At 52.7% G+C, this 317-nt stretch carries 1 tRNA gene; it reads left to right on the forward strand.

From position 1 onward, the window contains the following. Positions 1-112 precede the first annotated feature (112 nt). Positions 113-187: transfer RNA gene (locus ACCW71_RS20590), tRNA-Glu, on the forward strand. Positions 188-317 lie beyond the last annotated feature (130 nt).

A 317-nucleotide genomic window follows, 5' to 3' on the forward strand; every position in this document is an offset into this window, starting at 1 on the left:
ACCTGCGGTTGGATCACCTCCTTACCTGAAGATACCTTCCCGCGCAGTGCTCACACAGATTGTCTGATAAAAAGTAATGAGCAGGACGGCTGCGAAGTCGTGACACTATCGTGTCCCCTTCGTCTAGCGGTTAGGACTCCGCCCTTTCACGGCGGCAACAGGGGTTCGAATCCCCTAGGGGACGCCACCTGCTTGGTGACAGGTGAAAGGTGTCTCCATACGGTATCTCAAAACCGGTTCTTCTGCGTGAGCAGGGAGTCGCGTTTGAGATATTTGCTCTTTAACAATCCGGAACAAGCTGAAAATTGAAACGACGC

The organism is Pantoea sp. C2G6 (assembly GCF_051336815.1).
Taxonomy (GTDB): Bacteria; Pseudomonadota; Gammaproteobacteria; order Enterobacterales; family Enterobacteriaceae; genus Pantoea.